17 protein-coding genes are annotated in these 15,766 nt (G+C 64.5%); 13 read left to right on the top strand and 4 right to left on the bottom strand.

Translation table 11 applies throughout. The features are described 5' to 3' along the window. The first annotated feature begins 113 nt into the window (after positions 1-113). Positions 114-1,049 (top strand): histone deacetylase family protein, encoded by a 936-nt coding sequence (locus tag ACUN9Y_RS13450; RefSeq protein ID WP_445461225.1) that lies wholly within the window; start codon positions 114-116, stop codon positions 1,047-1,049. Between the two features lie 278 nt (positions 1,050-1,327). Further along, entirely contained in the window at positions 1,328-1,960 is a 633-nt protein-coding gene (locus ACUN9Y_RS13445; protein ID WP_445461224.1) for a helix-turn-helix domain-containing protein, read from the top strand. Positions 1,961-1,979: 19 nt separating this feature from the next. Here ACUN9Y_RS13445 and ACUN9Y_RS13440 read toward each other — a convergent pair whose 3' ends face one another. Then, the gene (locus tag ACUN9Y_RS13440; protein ID WP_445461223.1) at positions 1,980-2,864 is read right to left on the bottom strand and encodes a formate dehydrogenase accessory sulfurtransferase FdhD; all 885 of its coding nucleotides are present in this window, start codon (positions 2,862-2,864) and stop codon (positions 1,980-1,982) included. 244 nt (positions 2,865-3,108) lie between these two features. Between ACUN9Y_RS13440 and ACUN9Y_RS13435 the strand changes: the two genes are divergently transcribed. From ACUN9Y_RS13435 to ACUN9Y_RS13385, 11 genes are all read left to right on the top strand, one after another. Then, on the top strand, positions 3,109-3,540 hold the full coding sequence (locus ACUN9Y_RS13435; protein WP_445461222.1) for a DUF3305 domain-containing protein: 432 nt from the start codon (positions 3,109-3,111) through the stop codon (positions 3,538-3,540). Positions 3,541-3,565: 25 nt separating this feature from the next. Then, on the top strand, positions 3,566-4,324 hold the full coding sequence (locus ACUN9Y_RS13430) for a DUF3306 domain-containing protein (RefSeq protein WP_445461221.1): 759 nt from the start codon (positions 3,566-3,568) through the stop codon (positions 4,322-4,324). 134 nt (positions 4,325-4,458) lie between these two features. Continuing rightward, complete coding sequence (locus ACUN9Y_RS13425) at positions 4,459-6,351, top strand: 4Fe-4S binding protein (protein WP_445461220.1); 1,893 nt, start codon at positions 4,459-4,461, stop codon at positions 6,349-6,351. A gap of 3 nt (positions 6,352-6,354) precedes the next feature. Beyond that, positions 6,355-7,071: a TorD/DmsD family molecular chaperone gene (locus ACUN9Y_RS13420; RefSeq protein WP_445461219.1), complete on the top strand. Its 717-nt coding sequence runs from the start codon at positions 6,355-6,357 to the stop codon at positions 7,069-7,071. Further along, positions 7,049-7,255 carry a twin-arginine translocation pathway signal gene (locus ACUN9Y_RS13415; RefSeq protein ID WP_445461218.1) on the top strand — a complete coding sequence of 69 codons (207 nt, stop codon included), beginning with the start codon at positions 7,049-7,051 and terminating at the stop codon, positions 7,253-7,255. The genes ACUN9Y_RS13420 and ACUN9Y_RS13415 overlap by 23 nt, the downstream gene beginning before the upstream one ends. A gap of 30 nt (positions 7,256-7,285) precedes the next feature. Further along, positions 7,286-10,141 (top strand): formate dehydrogenase subunit alpha, encoded by a 2,856-nt coding sequence (locus ACUN9Y_RS13410; protein ID WP_445461217.1) that lies wholly within the window; start codon positions 7,286-7,288, stop codon positions 10,139-10,141. Positions 10,142-10,169: 28 nt separating this feature from the next. After that, positions 10,170-10,793: a formate dehydrogenase FDH3 subunit beta gene (gene fdh3B / locus ACUN9Y_RS13405; RefSeq protein ID WP_445461216.1), complete on the top strand. Its 624-nt coding sequence runs from the start codon at positions 10,170-10,172 to the stop codon at positions 10,791-10,793. 9 nt (positions 10,794-10,802) lie between these two features. Next, entirely contained in the window at positions 10,803-11,876 is a 1,074-nt protein-coding gene (locus ACUN9Y_RS13400) for a formate dehydrogenase subunit gamma (protein WP_445461215.1), read from the top strand. 238 nt (positions 11,877-12,114) lie between these two features. Beyond that, a complete protein-coding gene (locus ACUN9Y_RS13395) occupies positions 12,115-12,459 on the top strand; it encodes a DUF1244 domain-containing protein (protein ID WP_445461214.1) in 345 nt (114 codons plus the stop codon). Next, a complete protein-coding gene (moaB, locus tag ACUN9Y_RS13390) occupies positions 12,459-12,995 on the top strand; it encodes a molybdenum cofactor biosynthesis protein B (protein ID WP_445461213.1) in 537 nt (178 codons plus the stop codon). Before ACUN9Y_RS13395 ends, moaB begins: the two co-directional genes overlap by 1 nt. Beyond that, positions 12,985-14,232 carry a molybdopterin molybdotransferase MoeA gene (locus tag ACUN9Y_RS13385; protein WP_445461212.1) on the top strand — a complete coding sequence of 416 codons (1,248 nt, stop codon included), beginning with the start codon at positions 12,985-12,987 and terminating at the stop codon, positions 14,230-14,232. Before moaB ends, ACUN9Y_RS13385 begins: the two co-directional genes overlap by 11 nt. A gap of 56 nt (positions 14,233-14,288) precedes the next feature. Here ACUN9Y_RS13385 and ACUN9Y_RS13380 read toward each other — a convergent pair whose 3' ends face one another. From ACUN9Y_RS13380 to tusB, 3 genes are all read right to left on the bottom strand, one after another. Beyond that, entirely contained in the window at positions 14,289-14,861 is a 573-nt protein-coding gene (locus ACUN9Y_RS13380) for an acyl carrier protein phosphodiesterase (RefSeq protein WP_445461211.1), read from the bottom strand. A 90-nt stretch (positions 14,862-14,951) separates the two neighbouring features. Next, positions 14,952-15,305 carry a TusE/DsrC/DsvC family sulfur relay protein gene (locus tag ACUN9Y_RS13375; RefSeq protein WP_445461210.1) on the bottom strand — a complete coding sequence of 118 codons (354 nt, stop codon included), beginning with the start codon at positions 15,303-15,305 and terminating at the stop codon, positions 14,952-14,954. 102 nt (positions 15,306-15,407) lie between these two features. Then, a complete protein-coding gene (gene tusB / locus ACUN9Y_RS13370; RefSeq protein ID WP_445461209.1) occupies positions 15,408-15,698 on the bottom strand; it encodes a sulfurtransferase complex subunit TusB in 291 nt (96 codons plus the stop codon). Positions 15,699-15,766 lie beyond the last annotated feature (68 nt).

Here is a 15,766-nt window from a genome sequence, read left to right as displayed (position 1 = left end):
ACGGCCATCTCCAGGCCGCGCCGGAGGCACTCAAGCGCTCGTGTAAGACCATTGGTTAGTGTCCCGGGCGACGCCCTCGCCGATATGGTGACGCGAAAGCTCCGGAGCCCACGATGATTACCTCCTATCTGACCCATCCCGACTGCCACCATCACGACATGGGCCCCGAGCATCCCGAAAGCCCGCTGCGCCTGGATGCCATACGGGCGCAGCTGATGCGCTCCGGCGTACTCCAGCACACCATGCAATCCGATGCCAAGGAAGCCAGCGCCGAACAACTGCTACGCGTTCACCCCCAGGCCCATCTGACCCGGCTCGATGCCACCGCGCCAGACACCGGCCACGCTGCGATCGATGCAGACACCCTGATGAATCCGCATAGCCTCACGGCGGCACGCCTGGCCGCGGGAGCCGCGGTCAAGGCGGTCGACCAGGTCTTTCGGGGCCAGGCCGACAACGTCTTTTGTGCGGTTCGTCCCCCCGGCCACCACGCCGAGGCAGACGATGCCATGGGCTTTTGCTTCTACAACAATGTCGCCGTCGCCGCCGCCCATGCACGGGCGAGCTACGCAGCCCGACGCATCGCCATCCTCGATTTCGATGTCCACCAGTGCAACGGCACCATCGACATCTTCAAGGACGACCCCGACATCCTGATTTGCACCAGTTTCCAGTACCCGTTCTACCCGTGGCGCTACCTGGATGCTCGCCATGACAACGTGATCAACACGCCACTGGCGGCAGGAACCGCAAGCGCGGCATTTCGCCAAGCCATCGAACGGGACTGGCTGCCGGCGCTGCATGAATTTCGCCCGGATCTCGTACTGGTCTCGGCGGGCTTCGACGCCCACCGAGAGGACCCGATGGCCGAGCTGTGCCTCGAGGATGACGACTACTACTGGATCACCCAGCTGGCAGTGGATATCGCCGCTCGCTACGCCGACGGCAAGCTGGTCTCGGTACTCGAAGGCGGCTACGACCTGAAGGCCCTGGGACGCTCCGTCGAGGCCCACCTGCGCGCCCTGCTGGGGCTGGCCGATACCGCCTGAAGCCATGACCTGAGCCCGACAACATGAAACGGGCAACCTGAGCCAGCTACCAAGAGCCACCGGGGGCGTCTGCAGCAATCATCGACTCGGCAACGGCGGGCGGGCGGGCGGGCGGGCAAGGCGAGTCGACCGCGAGTTTCCAGCCACCGAGAAACTTCCCTGCGCAGGCACGGGCTAAGCAAGGCGCTGAGGCACCAGAACATGTCGTTCAGGACCACGTAGGGAGGCTTGGCTGTGATAGCCTAGAGGAAACTTGGTTTCCTATTGTGAATTGCCCCATGTCTCAGCAAACCGACCAGCAGGCCGCCCTGCGTATCGCCTCGGGCCGTAAGGCCTTCGTGGAGCCTCTGCGTCTAGGCGAGCGCGTCAAGGAGATTCGACTGGCCAACCAATGGACGCTAGAAGACGTGAGCCAGCGTACCGGTCTTGCCCGCTCGACCCTGTCGAAGATCGAGAACGATCAGATATCGCCGACCTTCAGCGCCGTACAGAAGCTGATTTCCGGGCTTAACATCGACCTCCCGCAGCTCCTATCGCCGCCCAAGCAACAGACCCGCACCATGGGCCGGCGCGACATGACGCGCCGCGGCGAGGGGCAGCGCCATCCGACACCGACCTACGAGCACGAGTTACTTAGCTGCGAACTGGCGCAAAAACGCATGATCCCGTTCAAGACCATTGTACGGGCACGAAGCTTCGAGGAATTCAGCGAGTGGGTGCGTCACGATGGCGAAGAATTCCTGATGGTGCTGGACGGCGACATTCGACTCTATACCGAATTCTATGAACCGCTGGCCCTGACCCAGGGCGACAGCATCTACTTCGATAGCGACATGGGCCATGCGCTGGTCTCCGTCGGCGACGAGGACGCGGTGGTGCTGTCGGTGTGCACACGTCGCGAGGGCGCCTGACCCCCTAGGCTGGCGCGCTTCAGCGTCCCTCATCGCCCCCCTTCGCCGATGGTCCAGCGCCTGAGCGCCGACGGTCGCCGGGACGCTCGGGGGGCGGTGCGTCGAAGACGAAACGGTCCGCGGCGTTGATCAGCTGCAGGCGCCTGCCCTTGGCCCGGGCGATCAGCATCACGCCAAAACGTTCGGCGAGTTCAACCCCCTTCTGGGTCACACCGGAGCGAGAGATCAGCACCGAGATACCCATCTGGGCAACCTTGAGCACCATTTCCGAGGTCAGCCGCCCCGTGGTGTAGAACACATCTGCCTGACCGGATGCGGCACCATCAAGCCATTGGCGTCCGGCCAAGGTATCCACGGCGTTGTGGCGGCCAACATCCTCGACGAAATCCAACACCGTCGTCTGTCGGCACAGGGCGCAGCCATGCACGGCGCCGGCGCTACGATAGGTCTCGTTGTAGGCACCGAGATTATCGAGCAAGCCGTAAACCACCGACTGGCGTAGCGACTCGGCTGCCAGGGGAGCCTGGGGAATGGCATCCAGCAGGCGCCCAAACACGGTGCCCTGGCCGCACCCGGTGGTCACCGTGCGAGTGCTGAGGCGCTCTTCCAGGTCCTCCGGGGCATGTCGAGTCACCACCGCCGCCGCTTCCACTTCCCAGTCGACATACACCGCGTCGAGATCATCCCGCGCGGCAATCAGGCCTTGGTTGCGCAGGTAGCCGACCACCAGCGCTTCGGGATCATCACCGAGCGTCATCAGGGTGACGATTTCGCGCCGGTTCAGATACACCGTCAAGGCCCGCTCGGCCGCGATGGCCTGGACTCGGGCCTCGCCGAACTCGTCAAGCACCTGGATCTCGAGGGTGGCCGGCAACCGTTCTCTGCTGCGCTGTATCTCTCTCATTCGCGATCCTCACCCTGGGGTTCCACACTCGTTCGTTGGCGCAGACGAGCCGCCGTCCTTCCCGCTGCCGAGCTGAACTGTCGAACTGAACTGTCGAGCTCACAAGCATGGACACGAGAAGACGCTACGACGATCGTCAGGTTTGACGATAGTGGCATCTGCTCGCTCTACTGTCTGCATCGACTCATCACGGCTTTGGTCGTCACATCGGCGGCCCCTGCCATCAGCGTTCAAGGACACCGTCATGCCCGAAGTCACTAGCCATCGTTCGCTGAGCCTGTCGCTCGACGAGCAGGTGCAGGAGGTCAAGGGGTTTCGGCGCCGCGATTGGCGCGTCGGTGACGTGACAATCGGCGATGCCGGCCCCTGGGTGCTGACACTGCAACTCACGTTGACCGAGCGCGCCGCCTATCGCTTCAATCTCAGTGCCGATCAGCCCCGCCTGTTCGTTCATGCTGGGCACTGCGACGATATCGCTCGGCCCTGCTCCGTCAGCGCGAGCCAGGACGTAGCGGCCGGCTGGATGGACGGTGAGCATCGCGTTTTGGAGGTTGCGATGCCATGGGCGCTACGGGTCTGGATCGAAGCCTACCTGGCACACCACGGCGAAGCTCCCGAGGAAGGACGCAAGAAAAAGCGTCAGGGAGCCGGGCGCGCCAAGGATACCCCCACCTGAGCGCCACTCACTCAAGGAGAATGCCATGAGCCGATGGCAACGCTGGTCCCGGCGCAAACTCGGTGATGAAGATGAATCGCCAGTTGACGCCGGCGCCGCCCCCGGGTCGGGGGCCCCCCCACCTCTTGCCTGGGGCACTGACGACGCTAGCGTTGACGACGCGACTGCCACGACCGGGCGAGATACTCCACCCTCTCCGGCCCCGAAGTATCCGTCTGGTGACGAGCGCACGGACGCTAGCGTCTCGGCGGAAGGCGAATCCGGTGCCTGGGGCAGCGAGGAAGGCGTCGTCGCCGAGCTACCGGATCCAGACTCCCTGGCAGCGGGCAGCGACATCCGGGCCTATCTGGCGCCTGGCGTGGGTGAGGCGATCAGAAAGCGGGCGCTGCGCCGGCTGTTCAGCGCCGAGCGCTATGGCGTTCGTGACGGGCTTGACGACTATGACGATGACTTCCGTGCCCGCATGGCGCCGATGTCACAGGAGGTCGCCGAGCGAATGCGTCAATGGTGGCAGGACAGTCGCCGCGAGCCACCAGACGACGACATCGCCGACGCGGCAGATGGCAGCGCCACCGGCGACGGCCGCGAGACCGCGATCCAGGACCTGCCTGAGACGCCACCAGACACCCAGACCGAGGTCGACGCTGTGCCCGTGCAGGAGTCCGTGCCGCCCCCGGAACCCTCGCCGCCGTCCGGCGTTGCGGGTGCCGCCCCGCCCCCGCCCCGGTCGACGCCAGAGCATGGTTCAGACGACGAAGGCGGGCCAGAGCCGAGGTCCCGATAGGCGTGTTTTCGTTGACGCTGCGTTCACGCCTTAGACCAAGGTGGATTGGCGCCTTTGGGCATCACGGACAACACTGAGACATGGCATATAAGAAAATACACAAATGCCGGCAATGTCCCAGACCGTGAGACAGCATGAATCAACGAATCGAAGTGGCGCCGGTCGACCCGGACGCCAACTACCGAGCACGTGAGCAGGCCCGCGAGCGCGTGTCCTGGCCGATCAATCTGGCCGCCACTGGCGTGGAGTATCGTAGCCATGGGCATGCCCTGGTGATCGGCGACAGCTTGGCCTTGGGCCAGGTCCTCGCGCGCCACGCCGTGGCCGGCTCGGCACTGGCTTCTCTCACCCTGGTGACCACCGATGAGCCCGACGACGCCCTGCTTGAGCAGGTGGCGGCGCAGACCGCCGGCGAGCCAAGGACCGCATCGGTCGATGCAGCAAACGGTAGGCCAGGAGCCGCTACCGCTGCCACAGCAAGCCCTGCGCTGGCGCTGCAGCCACTCTCGATGTCACGGCTATCGAAGCTGCGCCTGGCGGGCTATCTCGGGCGATTCAGCGCCACGTTGGACACCGGCGATGGCCCCCTGAACCTCGCCAAGGCATTGATCGGTCGCGATCACTTCGATGCGGTGCTCGATCTCGCCGACCCGCCGCGTCTCGAGTTGGAGCTGCCGCCGCCAGGCTACTTGCGCCCCGCGCTTTCTCGGGAGGCGGTCATCGAGGCGCTCGGCGAGCTGACAGGTGACTTCGAGAAGCCCCGTTACTTTCAGATCCAGTCTGCGGTCTGCGCGCACTCCACCCGAGGACTGAGCGGCTGCACTCGCTGTCTCGACGTATGCCCGGCCGACGCCATCTCGAGTCGTCCCGGGCGCATCGACGCGACCATCGAGATCGACCCTCACCGCTGCCACGGCGTCGGCAGCTGCTCCAGCGCCTGCCCTACCGGTGCCATCGAATTTCGTCAGCCCCATAGTCACCACCAGCAGGACGCCCTGGTGGCGTGGCTCGCCGCCTACCACGATGCCGGCGGACGCCAGGCGGTGGTGCGCTTCGTTCAAGCCGACCCTGGCGCGGCTCCCGGGCAATCGCCCGCCACGGCGGGACACGTGATCGATGTTCCCCTCGAGGAACTGGGCGCGGCGGGTGCCGATCAGTGGCTGACGGCACTCGCGGCGGGTGCCGCCGAGGTGCGTCTGCAGCGCCACACCGAGATGCCCGCTACGCTCCAGAGCGTCCTCGAACAACAGCTGAGTGAGGCTCGCGCCTTGCTCTCGGCCCTTGGTCACGACCCGCGGCGCATCGCCTGGCTCGATATCGACGACAGCCACGGCCGCGATGCCCTGCCGCGGTTCTCGGCGCTTGTGGACACCCCGGTAGACCTGCATGCGCCGGCACGAGGCGCCGGCGAGCAGATCGCCGAACTGCCGACTCCCGGCACCAGCACAAAGACCGGCGCCCAGCAGCTGGGGAAGCCCAATGCCCATGGAGCGGCGCAGGACGACGGCAAACGCCATCGGTTCAATCGCGTACTCGACCACCTGGCGCTGCAGGGTGAGCTCGACGGTCATCGTCATGGGCTGGGGCCCAACACCGCCTTCGGTGGGCTACGGATCGATGCCGGCGCCTGTACGTTGTGCATGGGGTGCGTCGCCAGTTGCCCGACGTCAGCGTTGGAAGCCGGGGGCTCCCTGCCCCGGCTCACCTTTCGCGAAGCGGACTGCGTGCAGTGTGGCCTGTGTGAGAAGGCCTGCCCGGAGCAGGCGATTACGCTGTTGCCCGGGTTCCTGGCGTCGCCTGAGCGCTCGACGCGTCGCGTTTGCCACGAGGACTCGCCTTTTGCCTGTATCTCCTGCGGCAAGGCCTTCGCCAACACAGGCACCATCGCCGCGATCAAGACCAAATTGGCCGATCACCCCTACTTCGCCGGGGAAGCCGCCGCGAGATTGGAAATGTGCGAAGACTGCCGGGTAAAGGATGTCTGGCAGGCCTTGGCCAAGGATCCAGAATCACAGTTGAAGGTATAGACCATGACCGACCTCGCGCCTGACGCCTCCACGGCGCCGGAGGCAAGCACGGACGATCGGGCTCTCAGGGCCGACATCTACGGCTTGATCGCGGCCCTGCTACGCGCGCCACCCGAACCTGCGGACCTGGCCTGGCTCGGCGGCCTTGAGATAGACGACGATGGCTCGGCCCTGGCGATGGCATGGCGGCGACTGGCCCGCTGCGCCGCTCAAGCCGAGCCAGAAGATCTGCCACGGGCGCACTTTCGTCACCTGATCGGCGTTATTCAGGGCGACGTGCTGCCCTACGCTTCGTACTACCGCGATGGTGCCCTGATGGAAACGTCGCTGGTGGCGTTACGCCAGGACCTCAAGGCGCTGGGTATCGCACGTTCCCCGGGGATTCACGACCCGGAGGATCATCTCGCCGCCCTGTGCGACGTGATGGCGATACTGATCATGGAGGGCCCATCGGCCGAGAGCGCCTTCTTCCATCGCCACCTGGCCCCTTGGGCGGGTCGCTGCCTTGCCGACCTGGCCCTGGTGGACACCCCTTTCTACGCGGCCCTGGGGGAGCTTGGAAAAGCCTACATCGATGACGAATGCGAGCGACTCGGTGCCGCCACCGAGTCTCGCCGGATCCGCCTGATTCCGACCGACCTTCTGCCCGGCCAATACCGCGGCAACGAGCCAACGCGGCAACGAGGAGAGACTAGCCATGACCCAGACTCCGACATCTAACCCCGAGCGACGCCGATTCCTCAAGATCCTCGGCTCCGGCTCACTGGCAGCGGGTGCCGCGGCGGCGGTGGGTCACGTGACCCTGGCCCAGGCCGACAGCGCTCAGCCAGCCGCCGGAAAGCCCCGGCAGGGGTATCGCGAAACGCCTCATATCCAAGCCTTCTACGCTTCCCTGCGCGACTGACCCCGCCGGACACCTCGGGAGATCGACACCATGCGATTGACGCGAACCTCCAATACCCCCAAGGGGTCGGGACTGGGCATTTCCCGGCGCCAGTTTCTCCAGCGTAGCGCCGCCACCACCGGAGGGATAGCCGGTGCCGGCCTGGTGGGCAGCGGCATGATGCAGCGTAGCGAAGCCGCCGAGAAAACGCCGTACAGCGACGCCCCGGTGGAAACCCGCCGAACCATCTGCTCCCACTGCTCGGTGGGATGTGGTGTCTACGCCGAGATCCAGGAAGGCGTCTGGACGCGTCAGGAGCCGGCGTTCGATCACCCGATCAACCGTGGTGCCCACTGCGCCAAGGGTGCCTCCCTGCGCCAGCATGGACACTCGACGCGGCGGCTGAAGTATCCGATGAAGCTGGTCGGCGGCGAGTGGCAGCGCCTTTCCTGGGATCAGGCCATTGATGAGATCGGGGCCAAGGTGCTGGAACTCACCGAGCAGCACGGTCCGGATAGCGTCTACTGGCTCGGGTCGGCCAAGTTCAACAACGAACAGGCGTACCTGATGCGCAAGTTCGCCGCCCTGGCCGGCACCAACAATACCGACCACCAGGCCCGCATCTGTCACTCCACCACCGTTGCCGGCGTCGCCAACACCTGGGGCTACGGGGCGATGACCAACTCGCTCAACGACATACAGAACAGCCGCTCGATCATGTTTATTGGCTCGAACCCGAGCGAGGCGCACCCGGTGGCCATGCAGCATATCCTGCTGGCCAAGGAGCGCAGCCAGGCCGAGATCATCGTGGTGGATCCACGCTTTACCCGCACCGCCGCCAAGGCCGATCACTACGTTCGCATTCGCCCGGGGTCGGATGTGGCCTTCATCTGGGGATTGCTGTGGCACATCTTCGAAAACGGCTGGGAAGATCAGGAGTACATCGACCAGCGCGTCTACGCCATGGACGAGGTGCGCACCGAGGTGACGAACTACTCCCCGGCGGAAGTCGAGCGCATCACTGGGGTACCGGAAGACGTCATGCTCGACACCGCGCGTCGGCTGGCGGACAACCGACCTGGCTGCATCGTCTGGTGCATGGGCGGGACGCAGCACACCACAGGCAACAACAACACCCGGGCCTACTGCATTCTGGAACTCGCCTTGGGCAACATCGGAAAATCCGGCGGTGGCGCCAATATCTTCCGCGGTCACGACAATGTGCAGGGGGCCACCGATGTGGGACTGATGTCTCACTCGTTGCCGGGCTATTACGGGTTGGCCGAGGGGGCCTGGCGGCACTGGGCCGAGGTCTGGGATCTCGACTACGAGTGGCTCAAGAGCCGCTTCGACCAGACCGAGTACACCGACGGCTATCCGATGTACTCCAGCGGCATCACCGTCTCGCGCTGGATCGACGGGGTCCTCGAGCAGGAAGCCGACATTTCCCAACGCACCCAGCTCAAGGCGATGTTCTACTGGGGTCACGCCGTCAACTCGCAGACGCGCGGCACCGAGATGCGCCAGGCCATGAACCAGCTGGAGATGATGGTCGTCGTCGACCCCTACCCCACCGTCGCCGCCGTCATGCATGAACGCACCGATGGTGTCTACCTGTTGCCGGCCGCGACGCAGTTCGAGACCACCGGCAGCGTGACCGCGACCAACCGCTCGATTCAGTGGCGCGACCGCGTTATCGAGCCGGCCTTCGAGGCCAAGCCCGACCACACCATCATGTATCTGCTGGCACGCCGCCTCGGCTTCGACAAGGAGCTGTTCAAGAACATCCAGGTCCAGGGTGAAGAGCCGCTGATCGAGGATATCACCCGGGAGATCAATCGCGGCATGTGGACGGTCGGCTACACCGGCCAGAGCCCCGAGCGTCTCAAGGCGCATCAGAAAAACTGGCATACCTTCAGTTTCCGCACCCTCCAGGCCGAAGGCGGCCCGGCGAACGGTGACTACTACGGCCTGCCCTGGCCGTGCTGGGGGACCGCCGAGATGGGCCATCCCGGCACCCCTATTCTCTACGACACCAGCAAGCCGGTGTCCCAGGGTGGCCTGACCTTCCGGGCCCGCTTCGGGATCGAGCACAACGGCATCCCTATTCTGGCAGAGGATTCCTTCAGCGCCGGCTCAGAGCTTCAGGACGGCTACCCCGAGTTCAGCGCCGACATGCTCAAGGACCTCGGCTGGTGGGACGATCTCAGCGATGCCGAAAAGGCCGCCGCCGACGGCAAGAACTGGAAGACCGACCTGTCCGGTGGCATCCAGCGGGTGGCCATAGCCCATGAGTGCGCGCCCTTCGGCAATGCCAAGGCCCGGTGCAATGTCTGGACCTTCCCCGACCCGATTCCCAAGCACCGCGAGCCGCTGTATACCTCGCGCCGCGACCTGATCAAGGACTACCCCACCTGGGACGACGTCGCCTCCCACTATCGCCTGCCAACGCTTTACAAGAGCATTCAGGACCGAGACGCGGCAGCCGACTATCCGATCATCCTGACCTCCGGGCGACTGGTCGAGTACGAAGGGGGCGGCGAGGAAACCCGCTCAATGTCCTGGCTCGCCGAATTGCAGCAGGAGATGTTCGTCGAGATCAATCCGGCACTGGCCAATGACGTGGGGGTGAAGGATGGCGAGATGGTGTGGGTCGAGGGCGCCGAGGGCGGTCGAGTCAAGGTCAAGGCGTTGGTGACGCCACGGGTTGCACGCGAAGTGGTGTTCATGCCCTTCCACTTCGGCGGCATGTTTCAGGGGGAAAGTCTCCACGACCGCTACCCGGAAGGCGCCGCCCCTTACGTGCTTGGCGAGGCGGCCAACACCGCCACCACCTATGGCTACGATTCGGTGACTCAGATGCAGGAAACGAAATGCACCCTGTGTCGTATCGAGCGGGCCAGCTGATACGCAGCGCGAATCGAGGAGAAACACCATGGCTCAGATGAAATTCATGTGTGACGCCGAGCGCTGCATCGAATGCAATGGCTGCGTCACCGCGTGCAAGAATGCCAACGAGGTCGAGTGGGGAATTCAGCGCCGCCGCGTCGTGACGCTCAACGATGGCGAGCCGACGGAGGTCTCGATCTCCGTGGCCTGCATGCATTGTGATGATGCCCCGTGCATGGCCGTGTGTCCCACCGACTGTTTCCACAAGACCGACGATGGCATCGTCCTGCACGATAAGGACCTGTGTATCGGCTGTGGCTATTGCCTGTATGCCTGCCCCTTCGGCGCGCCACAGTTTCCTCAACAGGACGCCTTCGGTGAGCGCGGCAAGATGGACAAGTGCACCTTCTGCGCCGGCGGGCCCGCCGACAGTCCCGAAGAGGAATACGAGAAGTACGGCGCGAATCGTATCGCCGAGGGCAAGCTGCCGCTGTGTGCCGAGATGTGCTCCACCAAGGCGCTATTGGCGGGCGACGCCCAGACCGTGGCAGACATCTTTCGTGAGCGGGTCGTGCAACGCGGACACAAGGATGGTGCCTGGTCATCCATCGGCAACGGCTCGTCTTCTGCCATCGATGACATGGTTGTTGATGCCACCCGCGGCCAGTGAGGAGGTCCCATGAATCAGTCCATGACCTGGCGACGGCTACTCCCTGTCCCGTGGCTAATGCTCGTCACCGCGGTGTTCTTGAGTACGTTTCTCGGTGTTAGCGGCAATGCCCTGGCGGCGGATCCCGATGCCGAAATTGGTATTGCGGTACCGGCGGTGGACGCCGACACCTGGCGGCAGGTGAAGGACGGCGAGTCCTTCATCGATTCGCGGCATGACTCCACGTACAGCCTCATCAACCAGAGCGGCGAGACCTGGCGCTACCTGCGCAACAAGTGGGTGTCGCCGTTTGGCTTGATCGCGGTGGGGGGCATGCTGGCCATGATCCTGCTGTTCTACCTGATCGTCGGACGCAGCCGACTGGACGAGCCTCGCACGGGGCGCAAGCTGTTGCGCTGGTCGGCCCTCAGCCGCGCCTTGCACTGGACCCTTGCCAGCCTGTTCCTGGTGCTGGCGCTGACCGGACTCAACCTGCTCTACGGCAAGTTCGTCTTCAAGCCGATCTTCGGTGACGGCTTCTGGGCCGCGATGATGAGCGGCACCAAATTCCTTCACAACTACATGGGCCCGTTGTTCGGCATCCTGCTCGTGATCGTGCTGTTGCGCTTTCTCAAGCACAACTGGATCAAGCGTCACGACATCGAATGGTTCAAGCAAGGCGGCGGCATGGTCGGCAACAAGCACCCGGCCGCGGGCTTCGCCAACGGCGGCGAGAAGGCCTGGTTCTGGCTGCTGGCGACCGCCGGCATCGTGGTCATCGTCAGCGGCCTGGTGTTGGACTTCCCCAACTTCTCCCAGAGCCGGGACACCATGCAGTGGGCCAACGTCATCCATGCCCTTGGGGCGCTGGGCCTGACCGCCGTGGCCTTTGGTCATATCTACATCGGGACACTCGGTACCGAAGGGGCGCTGGAAGGCATGACCACCGGCTATGTCGACGAAACCTGGGCCAAGCAGCACCACAGCCTGTGGTACGACGAGGTCAAGGATCAAGCGGTGGATGCGGACGCCCTGGAGGCCGAGAACGGCTCCCACCCATCGGCGCCGGGAGCGCAAGGCAATGCCGCCCCGCCCCCTGGGTAGCTGGATAAGCTGGGTAGCTGGATAGCTGAGCAAGGTCGGCCGAGCCGGTCGCGCAGGGCCGACTGTCTAGGGTCGCCAACACGCAGGTGCTGACCGCTGGCGAAGCGGGCCTTGCAGAGCGCAAGGCGCATGGCCCGCCCCATCAACCACCGCCCCGACACCGTTGGGGCGGTGTTCTTTTGAAGGTCCTAAGGTAAGCTGTGTAGTCATCGTTTTTTCTCACGCTCGGAGTCACGTCATGGACCAACTCGACGACGCCACCCGTACCGAACTGGAGGCTGCTGCCTTCCGTCGCCTGCTGGAACATCTGGACAAGAACAAGGACGTACAGAACATCGACCTGATGATCCTGGCCGATTTCTGTCGCAACTGCCTGTCCAAATGGCTGGTCGCCGCCGCCGAAGAGCGCGGCGAGACGCTCGACTACGAGAGCGCCCGTGAGCATGTCTACGGCATGCCCTACAGCGAGTGGAAAGCCCAGTATCAAGCCAAGGCAACCCCCGAACAGATGGCCGCGTTCGAACAGCGCCAGAACGCCAAGACGGCCCAATCAGACCCAACTCGCCAGGAGAACAACAGCTGATGACAGCGGTGAAGGACGAAGCGATGATCGGCCTCAAGATTGCCGTTCTCACGGTCTCCGATACGCGGACCGAAGACACCGATCGTAGCGGCCAAGCGCTGGCGGAGCGGCTTACCCGTGCCGGCCACCATCTTGCCGCCAAGTGCATCGTTCCCGACGATGTCTACGCCATGCGAGCCATCGTCTCGACCTGGATAGCCGACCCGGAAGTACAGGTGATTCTCACCACCGGTGGTACCGGCTTTACCGGCCGCGACTCCACGCCGGAAGCCGTGTCCGTACTTCTCGACAAGCGCATCGAAGGGTTCGGCGAGTTGTTTCGCCAGCTCTCCTGGCAGGAAATCGGCAGCTCTACCGTGCAGAGCCGATGTCTTGGCGGCATGGCCAATGACACCGTCGTGTTCTGCCTGCCGGGGTCCACCGGTGCCTGCCGCACCGCTTGGGATGGCATCCTCGCCGAACAGCTCGATAGTCGCCACCGGCCCTGCAACTTCGCCAACCTGGTGATTCCCGAGCGAGGTCAACATGGCCTCTGACCTCAAGCCCATGTCTGAGGCACTGCTGACGCTGCTGGACGATGTGCGGCGGCTACCCAGCGAAAAGATTGCACTGTCCCGGGCCGCGGGCCGAGTACTGGCCGACGCCATGGTGGCCCGCCTCGACGTGCCGCCCTTCGACAATAGCGCCATGGATGGCTACGCCTTGCACCACGACGACGCCGGCAAGGCTCTGCCGGTCGTCGCGCGCATTGCCGCCGGCCAGGATGCCGCCCCCCTCCAGCGGGGCAGCTGTGCGCGAATCTTCACCGGGGGAGAGATTCCGCCGGGAGCGGATTGCGTGGTCATGCAGGAAGACGTCCGCCGCGAAGGCGATATCGCCGCCCTGCCGGACGGGGTACCAGCCGGCAACAACGTGCGCCGACGGGGACGGGATGTGAGTCGGGGTGACACCCTGCTGGCTGCTGGCACGCGGCTGGATGCGGCCGCCCTCGGTCACCTGGCGGGCCAGGGGATCACCGAGGTGGCGGTCGTTCGCGCGCCTCGGGTCGCCTTGCTGTCGACCGGCGACGAAATCGTCGATCCAGGCACTCCCCTGGCCCCTGGCCAGATCTACAACTCCAATCGTCCCATGCTCAGATCGCTGCTGGAACGGTTCGGCGCCGAGGTCATTACCACGATCCGGGTGCCCGACACCGCGACGAGTACCGAGCGCTGCCTGCGTGACGCCGCGACAGACGCCGATCTGGTCGTGTCCACCGGCGGCGTGAGTGTCGGCGAGGAAGACCACGTCAAGGCCGCCGTTGAACGCCTGGGCGAACTGGCGTTGTGGCGGCTGGCCATTCGTCCGGGTAAGCCACTGGCACTGGGCAAGCTTCCCCGGGGGCACGCACAAGGTCCTGACGGCGGTGATCCCGTTGAGGATAACGGCCAGGCACACTTTGTCGGTCTGCCGGGCAACCCCGTCTCCAGCTTCGTCGGCGCTTGGCTGTTCCTGCGCCCGCTGATCGGTGCCCTGCTTGGCAGCCCTGAGCTATCCGAGTTGCCTCGCGTGTGGGCGAACAGTGGCTTTGCGACGTCCACCGGACCACGCCAGCATTACATGCGAGTGCGCTTGGCGTTCAGCGCTCAAGGCGTGACCGCCGAGGCCTTCGAGGATCAGAATTCCGGAGTGCTGTCATCGTGCATCGGTGCAGATGCCTTCGCCGTGGTGCCGCCACACAGCGATGTGGCGATCGGTGACGTGGTGGAATGCCTATGGCTCAAGGTGCCCTGATGAGACGGGCGGCGCTATCCATGACCAGCTACCCATGACCGGCTACCCATGATCGGCTACCCATGATCGAGTGGGAGGCCGCAAGCGGCATTGACGCTCGGCCACAGCACCTCGAAGTCGCGCTCGAGGCGTGGGTAGTCGTCTTCCAGGTGAGGAATCAACTCTGCCAGGCGATTGGGTCCGCGTAAGCGAGTACCGATGCCGCAGATGGCTCGGCAGGTGAAACCGAAGTCGGCGTAGCGGTGTAGCCAGTCCTGTTCGATAAGCACCGGCACCATCGACGCGAGTCGTGCCGGTGCCGTCTCACGCCCCATTAGCCGATAGCTGCGCCGTATGAGCGCATCACGCTCTTGCGTCGGCAGACGGAGGGCCGCAAAGTGGTCCCAGACCAGATCGAGGGCGATGCCGGCGAAGCGCCGCTGTCCTTTTGGGGTGCGTTCAAGCGCCCCGCGCACCGTGTCATGCCGGTCGACAAAGGCATCCACGCGACGATGATGGCGAACGCCTTCGGCGAAGGGCGCCGGCCATCCTGACAAGTCGCTGCCCTTGATGCCATCGGCAACGAGGTTGCCAAGGAGAAAGGCGTCGCTGCCACCGCGAGCCAACCAGGCGTGGGCGAGAAAATTCAAACCATCGGCTCCGCAGCAACAATGAGGGTGGACACTGTTCGGTGCATGATCAGGTGATGCCTTTGCCGATGCAACGGTGGGACCCGCGCGTCACAGGCAATTGGTCGGCTTGGGCAGCCCCGCAATTCGTGCGCCGAGTTTCGGCGGGCTTCCGGGAAACAGCGTCATGAGATGAATCGACCGGCCCTTTTCCTCGCCAAGGGCCCGGCTCACGGCCTTGACCAGTGGGCGCATCGCCGGAGACTGCTCGTAGCGATCGTAGAAATCACGCAGCACCGCGATCACTTCCCAGTGCTCCGCGGTCAACGCCAGGCCTTCTTCCGCGGCCAGGCGTTCGGCGACGCTGGGTGACCACTGCGTCAGGTTGACAAGATAGCCCTCGGGGTCGAGCCCGACCGTGCCGTCGTCCGCGTCCAGATACCGGGTAATTTCGCTACTTGCCATGGGACTTGTCTCTCGCTTGCGGTTGTCGTCTCGCGCCTGCTGGTCCGCCAATATTTACCGGTCTTGTCACGTGCCAGTGGTGGCCACCCTGGGCGCCATGTCTCAGTACCAGCTGATCACCTTGTCGGCCTCGGCGGTAAGATCGACAAACCCATCGACATCGATGATCTGAATACCCTCGGCACAACGCTCGAGCAAGCCGCGCGCCTCGAGGTCCTCGCGCAACGCGAAGAGTCGTCCCTTGATCTCCGCAAACCGCCCCGCCTGGGGCGCCAGTGCTCCCTGCACGGCGTCCTCGATCAACAGCAGACGATCGTCGCCGGACATGGCCGTCAGTGCCTGACGCCAGACGTTCGATGCCAGCGGTGACCGGTTCAGGGTGTGCAGTTGCATAGGGTGCTCTCCTTCGACATGCCGGCGTCCGTAGCGGCACTCTCTATAACGTCCTATAACGTCCTATA

This window comes from Halomonas sp. V046 (assembly GCF_052645355.1).
The sequence above is the reverse complement of the archived record's forward strand: the minus strand, read 5'-3'. Positions and strand labels throughout refer to the sequence as shown.